Genomic DNA, 4,209 nt, shown 5'->3' on the forward strand with positions numbered 1-4,209 from the left:
TCCGAGCGACTCGGCCAACTCCACGGCTTGGTGCTTGAACTCATCGGTGTAGCTACGACGGGTGATACGGGACATAAGGGACCTCCAAGTGCGATCAAAGTATCGCTTCTTGGCGTCCGCTGACGGGGGGCCAGATCAGTCCGCGGCATGGATGCCGCGGCCAAGCCCCCAAGGACGGGTTAACGGCGTCCCCTGCGCAACCCACCCTCCCGGCCCAAACGAAGGAAATCCGCAGCGCTTCCCGACCCACCCCGAGGGGCTTCGCCGTTGGCTGGATACCCGATACCCCGTAAACGAAAACGCCCCAGCACAGGGCCAGGGCGTTCTCGCAGATCAGGTCAGGCAGGCATCAGAATTCCTGCCAGTCCCCATCGGCCAGTTCGGTGGCCATCGGGCGACCACCCGCCGTGCGTCGGGCGGGCGGGGTAGCCGGAGCCGGTGCTGCCGGTGCAGCCGGACGCGGGGCCGGGGCAGCGGTGCGCGGCGGGGCAACCACGGTATCGGCTTCGTCCACCACGAAGATCGACACGGCCTCGCTGAGGTGACCGGCCTGTTCTTCCATCGCACGCGCGGCAGCAGTGGCTTCCTCCACCAGTGCGGCGTTCTGCTGGGTGGTCTCGTCCATCTGCACCACGGTCTGGTTGACCTGCTCGATGCCGGCGGACTGTTCCTGCGAGGCCGCGGAGATTTCGGCCATGATGTCGGTCACGCGCTGCACCGAGGCGACAATCTCGCCCATGGTGGCGCCGGCCTTGTGCACCAGCGCCGAGCCATCGTTGACCTTGCCGACCGAGTCGTCGATCAGGCCCTTGATCTCCTTGGCGGCGGCGGCCGAGCGCTGGGCGAGGGTGCGCACTTCGCTGGCAACCACGGCAAAGCCGCGGCCCTGTTCACCGGCACGCGCGGCTTCCACGGCGGCGTTCAGTGCCAGGATGTTGGTCTGGAACGCAATGCCGTCGATGACGCTGATGATCTCGGCGATCTTCTTCGACGAGGCTTCGATGGCGGACATGGTGGTGACCACCTGGCCGACGACCTCGCCACCCTGCGAGGCGACGCCATGCGCGCCGATGGCGAGCTGATTGGCCTGGCGGGCGTGCTCGGCGTTCTGGCGCACGGTGGAGGTCAGTTCCTCCATCGAGGCCGCGGTTTCCTCCAGGTTGGCGGCCTGCTGCTCGGTACGGCGCGACAGGTCGCTGTTGCCCGAGGCGATCTCGCCGGCGGCCGAACTGATCGCGCGGCTGGATTGCTTGATGCGGGTGACGATCTCGCTCAGCTGCGCGGCGGTGGCGTTGGCATCGTCACGCATGCGCGCGAACACGCCCTGGTAGTCGCCGTGCATGCGCACGGTCAGGTCACCCTGCGACAGTGCCGCAAGCAGGCCGGAGATCTGTTCGATGCTGCCGGCGTTGGCGTCCAGCAGGCCGTTGATCTGCTGCGCCAGCTGCAGGAAGAAGCCTTCCTTGTCGGTGGCGTCAATGCGGCCGGACAGGTCGCCGGCGGCGGCCTGGGCGATCACGCGGGCCACTTCCGCTTCAACCTGCGCTTCCTGGGTACGGTCGCGCCATTCCACCACGTAGCCGACGGTGTCGCCGCCTTCATTGCGGATGGTCGACACCACCTGGGCGAACTGGGCATCGCCGTACTGCATCGGGCGACGCGCGACACCGTGCGCCTTCAGGTTGCCCAGCAGGGTCTGGTCCATCTCGCCACGGTGCTCGAGCACGGTGACCGGCTTGCCGATCAGCGAGGCCTGGGCGTCGAAGTCCGGCAGGTCGCGGCGCACTTCGTCCTGGTACTGGCTCAGGGTCTGCTGCAGGGCGCGGTTGCTGTAGACGATGGTGTTGCTGGTGTCGGTCAGGTACACGCCGGTCGAGCTGTAGTCCAGCGCGGTGCGGATGCGCAGGTTCTCGCGGGCGACGGCCTGGTCGGTTTCGATGCGCTCGCGCAGGTCGCGCTGCATGCGCTGCATGGCCTGCATCAGTTCGCCCACTTCGTCTTGGCGGCTGACGTCGATATGGCCATCGAGCTTGCCACCGGCGACGTCGTTGGCGACCGAGACGGCGCCACGCACGCTGCCGACCAGTGCGCGTGCGAACAGCCACACCAGCACCAGGCCGAGCGCGGCGCCGCCCAGCAGGGCGATCACGGTCAGCACGGCCGAGGCGGAATAGGTGGAAGCGGCCTCTTCGCGCGAGGCGCGGGCGAGGCGGTTGTCTTCGGCGATCAGCGCTTCCAGCGCCGATGCAGCCTTGCGGTGCTTGGTACGGGTTTCGCCGACGAAGGTATCGATGGCGTCGTCCGGCAGGTCCAGTTCCAGCATTTCGGTGACGCTGTCATAGGAAGCCAGGGCATCCTTCCATTCCTTGGCGAAGGTGTCGAACAGCTTCTTCTGTTGTGCGTTATCGACCAGCTTCGGATAGTCCTTGATCGACTTGTCCATGCTGGTGCGCAGGTCGACGGCCCGCTTGCGCGCATCGGCCTTGACGTCGTCGCTGGCGCGGATCAACTGCTGGTAGGCGGCATTGCGGTACTCGCCCAGCATGCCGCGCATCTCGCCGGCGAGGCGGATGCTTTCCATGCGTGAACCGGCCAGCTCGGTGGTGACGTTGTTCAGCGAATGCAGGCCGCGATAGGCGACGATGCCCTGCAGCAGCATCACCAGCAGGAGGACGCCGAAGGTCAGCAGCAGCTTCGGCATCAGTTTCAGGTTATTGATCCACGGCATGGGCGTTGCGAGCTCCTAAGGCAGACGCGCCCGGGCATCGGGCCCGGTTGCAGCAGAAACCACGCCGGCACCAGGTCCGGCGTAGTTCGACGGACAGCGGATTACTTGATGTTGGCCAGCTTCAGCCCAGCCGGCGAGCTGACTTCGATTTCCGCGCGCGAGGCGTCGCGCTGGATCTTGCCGATCACGCAGACGGTCTTGCCTTCCAGGGTTTCCAGCGGGAAGGAGAACTTGCCGCGGTTCTCGCCGGCGATGCGGGCCGAGAAGGTGTGGCGCGGGAAGGCACCGCCCATGTACAGGAAGGTCGGCTGGCCTTCGGAACCTTCTGCGTAGCGGGCCTTTTCGACCTTGCCACAGACCATGCCGTCCTTGCCGACCGAACGCGGCGCCATTTCCGGCGGGATCATGTCGGCCGACTGGGCGAAAGCGGAGGTGGCGGTGGTGGCCAGGACAGCGGCCGAGACAAACGCAAACAGGGACTTCATCGAGGGTATCTCCGGGGATGGTAACGATCGGGCCGGTCCTGCGCGCTCCTGCGCGGCCGGCTTCTGTCCCCCTATCGGCACCGCCGAAGGGAACTGAAGGGTTTTGTGACTGGAACGTGAAGCAGTTCCGGTTGCTCAGGCGGCGACGTCTTCGGCGAGGCTGGCCTGGCCCATGTCGGCGCTGTCGAGCAGGGTCTCGATGTCCAGCAGGATCAGCATGCGATCGTCATGGGTACCGATGCCGGAGATGAAGCGGGTATCGACGGCGGCACCGAATTCCGGGGTCGGTCGGATCTGCTCGGCCGACAGCGGGATCACGTCGGAGACGCTGTCGACGACGATGCCGACCACGCGGTCGTCGACGTTCAGCACGATCATCACGGTGAAGGCGTCGTAGCGGGCGTTGTCCAGGCGCAGCTTCAGGCGCAGGTCGATGACCGGGACGATGGTGCCGCGCAGGTTGATCACGCCCTTGATGTAGTCCGGGGCATCCGGCACGCGGGTAACCGCATCATAGCCACGGATTTCCTGCACCTTGAGGATGTCCACGCCGTAGTGCTCGTCACCAAGCGTGAAGCTGAGGAATTCGCCACCGGTGCTGGCGGCGGAGCTGGTCTTGTCGTTCATCGAGGGGTCCTGGTTCTGCCGGAAGTCCCGGTGTCAGGCTCGATATCGGCCCCGCTGGGGGGGACTTTAGGTGCCCGGGGAAAGGCATCCACGCATGGCGTGGATCCACCGGAGATCGGTAGTGGCGGGCGCGGGGCGGCCCAGGGCCGGCCCCCCCGGTGGGGCCCGGTGCGGGCCGCGGCCCGGCCCGCCCCGTGGGGGGGGGGGGGTGGGCGGGAAACTTGGGCACATTGGGGGTAGGGCATTGGCGGGCCCGGGGCCGGCACTACCGATCTCCGGTGGATCCACGCCATGCGTGGATGCCTTTCCCCGGGCACCTAAAGTCCCCCCCAGCGGGGCCGATATCGAGCCTGACACCGGGACTTCCGG

Annotated in this window: 3 protein-coding genes; all 3 read right to left on the reverse strand. The window is 66.8% G+C overall.

The genetic code is table 11. The annotated features are described in order from the left end of the window. Positions 1–349: 349 nt before the first annotated feature. Positions 350–2,728 carry a methyl-accepting chemotaxis protein gene (locus tag RCF13_RS01845; RefSeq protein ID WP_231352704.1) on the reverse strand — a complete coding sequence of 793 codons (2,379 nt, stop codon included), beginning with the start codon at positions 2,726–2,728 and terminating at the stop codon, positions 350–352. Between the two features lie 101 nt (positions 2,729–2,829). Beyond that, the gene (locus RCF13_RS01850; RefSeq protein ID WP_223224824.1) at positions 2,830–3,135 is read right to left on the reverse strand and encodes a hypothetical protein; all 306 of its coding nucleotides are present in this window, start codon (positions 3,133–3,135) and stop codon (positions 2,830–2,832) included. Between the two features lie 213 nt (positions 3,136–3,348). Continuing rightward, positions 3,349–3,840, reverse strand: a complete 492-nt coding sequence (locus RCF13_RS01855; protein ID WP_134969444.1) for a chemotaxis protein CheW — start codon at positions 3,838–3,840, stop codon at positions 3,349–3,351. Between the last annotated feature and the right edge of the window lie 369 nt (positions 3,841–4,209).

This window comes from Stenotrophomonas maltophilia group sp. RNC7, from assembly GCF_030910085.1.
GTDB classification, from domain to species: Bacteria; Pseudomonadota; Gammaproteobacteria; order Xanthomonadales; family Xanthomonadaceae; genus Stenotrophomonas; species Stenotrophomonas sepilia.